This window comes from Peptococcaceae bacterium 1198_IL3148 (assembly GCA_036763105.1).
In the GTDB taxonomy this organism is placed as follows: Bacteria; Bacillota; Desulfotomaculia; order Desulfotomaculales; family Desulfohalotomaculaceae; genus JBAIYS01.
Map to the genome: position 1 here is coordinate 1 of JBAIYS010000029.1, position 3,736 is coordinate 3,736.

Consider the following 3,736-nt stretch of genomic DNA (forward strand, 5'->3'; position numbering starts at 1 on the left):
ATCGGCCCCTACAAAAACACTTGCATGCAATAATGAATGTTTTTTTATCCGGGCTCAATGAATTGAGCCTCTACAACATCCATCTCTTACTGTTTAGTTTTCAAGGATCTGTTTGTTTCCAGTTGTTACCGCCGCCTCAGCAGCGACGTTTATTAGTTTAACACTCCTGTTGGCGAATGTCAATTGGTAATTGCTGTCGTCAATCGCTGACGACTTTTATTAATTTAACATTTCTTTTAGCATATGTCAATAGCAATTATAACTAAATATTATTTGATTCTTTTATCGTACAAGCAACACACTTCTCACCCACTAACCTGTCGAAAAGGCTTAGTTTAGAAAAACTTACTACCTCATGGCCAATAGCCTCTATCATTTTTTGATAATGTTCACCACAAAGTTTGCCACTGCCTGCTTTAATTATTTCATTCGGCAAACCTTTTGCTATATAATCAGCCGTCTTTTCACCAACCTCAATATCATTAACATCCACTGCATCGTCGGCCACAACAACTAATACCACGTCACCGATATACTCTGGGTTGTTCGATATAACCACTCGCTTATTGTATTTCTTTGCATATTCAGTATATTTTTTGGCCTTCTTTGCATAGTTTCCCTTTACAACAACCTTACTGCTGCGAACATCCTTAATTGCTTCAATAATATCTGGATAAACCCATTTTTCATTCATTTGTTTTTCGGTAAGGGCTTTTAATATCCGTTCCCGAAGTTGTCCCAAAAACCTCCTTTTTTCACTCCTATTTAATTCTGTAACCCCAAGGCTATTAGCAACAGTACCCATTAAATCATTTTTACTGACATAGCTAATAATCGCTTCTTGCTCAACATCCTTTTCTTCAACTTTATTCTTTTGCATAAGCGTATTATAAAGCAAATAATTGTTAAATATACCATTAACAAATTTGTTATATAAATGGCTATAAAAAAATATGAGGTTGGCAGCGATGCCAACCTCTCCATATCCTTAAGGGTATAAACGATACAACATTCTTGGGAAAGGAATTGCCTCCCGCACATGTTCAATGCCACATATCCAGGCGATAGTTCTTTCCAAGCCTAAACCAAAACCTGAATGGGGAACAGAACCGTAACGGCGCAAATCCAAATACCACTCGAATGGCTCCCTTGGTAACTTATGCTCTTCTAACCGTTGCTCCAACAACGCCAGATCATCAATCCGCTGACCGCCACCAATAATTTCACCATAGCCTTCCGGTGCCAGTAAGTCGGCACCGAGCACCACGTTGGCATCGTTATCATCTGGTTTCATATAAAAAGCTTTGATTGCTGTTGGATAACGGTGTACAAATACCGGCGAGTCAAATTTATTAGAAATCACCGACTCATGAGGAGCACCAAAATCTTCACCCCATTTAAACTCATGTCCTTCTTGGTTTAATAATTCAACAGCCTCTGTATAGCTGAGACGGGGAAATGGTAATCTTACAGCCTCCAGTTTGCTAATATCCCGTTCCAGTATTTTTAGTTCATTCTGCCTTCTTTCTAAAATTCTTTGCACTATAAAATATACCAGTTCTTCTTGAAGTTTAACATTGTCCTCAAAATCGAAGTAAGCTGCTTCAGCTTCCAACATCCAAAATTCCATTAAATGTCTACGAGTTTTAGATTTTTCTGCTCGAAAAGTGGGACCGAAGCAGTATACCCTACCCAATGCCATGGCATTAGCTTCATTATATAGCTGTCCGCTCTGGGATAAAAATGCATTTTCTCCGTGATAATCAATGTTAAACAACGTGGTGGTGCCTTCACAGGCATTAGGAGTAATAATAGGTGCATCTGCCTGAACAAAATCATTTTGTTCAAAGAAATCTCTTACAGCCAATTCAATTTCCGAGCGAATTCTTAATATAGCCGATTGTTTTGGTGTTCTAATCCATAAATGCCTGCGATCCGCTAAAAAATCGACACCATGCTTTTTCAAGGTAATTGGATATGGTTCAGCAATGGACACCACCTCAATGGCTGAAACTTGCAGTTCATAACCACCGGGTGATTTGGGATTCTCTTTTACTTGGCCAGTAACTCTAATGGAACTTTCTTGGGTAATATCTTTGATTTGATCAAAGAGTTCGGGTTGTTCCTCTTGTACCAATACCCCTTGAGTCAAACCTGTGCCATCCCGTAAAATTAAAAATTTGATTTTTCCAGAACCTCTTTTATTATACAGCCAACCATTTACAGTTACTTCTTTACCCACATGGGAGCTTAAATTTTTAATCAGAATTCCTTCCACTTTATCACCTCAAAAACAGTATAAATACTCCTGAATTAGTTTACCACAAAATGAACAAAATACCGACATTAATAATATATAAATAATATTGCCATAATAACCATTGACTGTTTTTAGGAAAATGGGGTGTCATGTCAGTTGTCAGTACAGATTTCTGATGAAAAGTTATTTGAATTTATTGTAGCATTGGTTTTACGCAACAACGGTTATATAGCAGGCGTACCTCGCCGCCTGTTAGGTGGCAGAGCTACAAAACACCAAATAAATGTAATTGGACTAGATCTAAATACCAGTCCATTCACTTTTAATAATATTATTATTATTAAATCTTGTTTTAATCAACAAGGGATATCTGATTTAGATATCGTTAGGAATTTAAAAGCAACCATCATGGATTTAGAACAGACACTACCGCCTAAAAGAGAGTTAATTAGGGATATTGTTGGTACAGACCGTGGTGATCTATTCCATCGCATATATGGACGAGAGAAAAATCGGGAAACTTTTACTGTTAATTATGTCGGTGGAATGTTTATCAGTAAAACATTAAATAAGCACGCTTGGGAATATGCTAATGCTCATGGAATATATGTAACCTATCTGCCGCAAATATGGGCCGGACATAGTCTGGAACATTGGTTTAAATTACTGCGGCAACGTCTTAATCATGTTGTAGACAAAAATGGTACTATCACTTTACCCGGATTAGCAAAAAAGGAAAAGAAACTTCAGGCTTTTAAAGAGGTTATTCAGTTACTTCAATACGCAGATAAAGCAAACTTCATGGAACCACAACAAAGCCATGATTTGTTCACCATCATTAACGATGTGCTAACTCTTCCCGAATTTAGTCCATTACAAACTAAACTACAACAATTAGTGTTAGCCTCTATTAATGGTTATCCAGTAGTATTAGATCATAACTTAACATACCGCAGTTTATTGGAAGCAGCATTAATTAGTTTAAATGATAAATTTGGCCGAGCTAAATCTGTAAGCCAAAGAACCAAATACAGACCATTAAACACCATTAAGTTTATTATTACAGAAATAAAGAACACCTTAGATCCCAACATCGCATTATTATCATATTGTGCAGATACTGGTAACGCTCCGTTGGCAATTCAAAAAATGTCCGGGGCAATCTATGCACCCGTTGCTATATTAAATAGTAGAATATCTAGATTCCAACTTAAACTTCCACTTAAAAACGGGATTAGCCTAATATGTGAATTTCATTTAAGACCCCCTAAAAATAATCTTACAAACCTAACCTCCTCTAATTCATCATAATCTTAAAATCTAAGAACCCCCTTGAATAATCAAGGGGGTTAAAAATTAATTCTGGCGGCGACCTACTCTCCCAGGGATAAACCCAAGTACCATCGGCCCTGCAGAGCTTAACTTCCGTGTTCGGTATGGGAACGGGTGTACCCTCTGCGGCAAAGCCACCAGAAA

3 protein-coding genes and 1 rRNA gene are annotated in these 3,736 nt (G+C 37.4%); 1 reads left to right on the top strand and 3 read right to left on the bottom strand.

Going from position 1 to position 3,736, the window contains the following annotated elements:
• Positions 1 to 262 precede the first annotated feature (262 nt).
• Both V6C27_14685 and asnS read right to left on the bottom strand, forming a co-directional pair.
• On the bottom strand, positions 263 to 880 hold the full coding sequence (locus tag V6C27_14685; GenBank protein ID MEG6617640.1) for a DUF1694 domain-containing protein: 618 nt from the start codon (positions 878 to 880) through the stop codon (positions 263 to 265).
• 108 nt (positions 881 to 988) lie between these two features.
• Positions 989 to 2,278, bottom strand: a complete 1,290-nt coding sequence (gene asnS / locus V6C27_14690) for an asparagine--tRNA ligase (protein ID MEG6617641.1) — start codon at positions 2,276 to 2,278, stop codon at positions 989 to 991.
• A gap of 138 nt (positions 2,279 to 2,416) precedes the next feature.
• On the opposite strand from asnS, the gene V6C27_14695 reads away from it, so the two are divergent.
• Positions 2,417 to 3,571: a hypothetical protein gene (locus V6C27_14695; GenBank protein ID MEG6617642.1), complete on the top strand. Its 1,155-nt coding sequence runs from the start codon at positions 2,417 to 2,419 to the stop codon at positions 3,569 to 3,571.
• Positions 3,572 to 3,620: 49 nt separating this feature from the next.
• Here the strand turns inward: V6C27_14695 and rrf are convergent.
• A 5S ribosomal RNA gene (gene rrf / locus V6C27_14700) occupies positions 3,621 to 3,734 on the bottom strand.
• Between the last annotated feature and the right edge of the window lie 2 nt (positions 3,735 to 3,736).

Bases quoted from the DNA above. Each gene is read 5' to 3' on its own strand.
- V6C27_14685 (MEG6617640.1), bottom strand. From the start codon at position 880: ATGCAAAAGAATAAAGTTGAAGAAAAGGATGTTGAGCAAGAAGCGATT.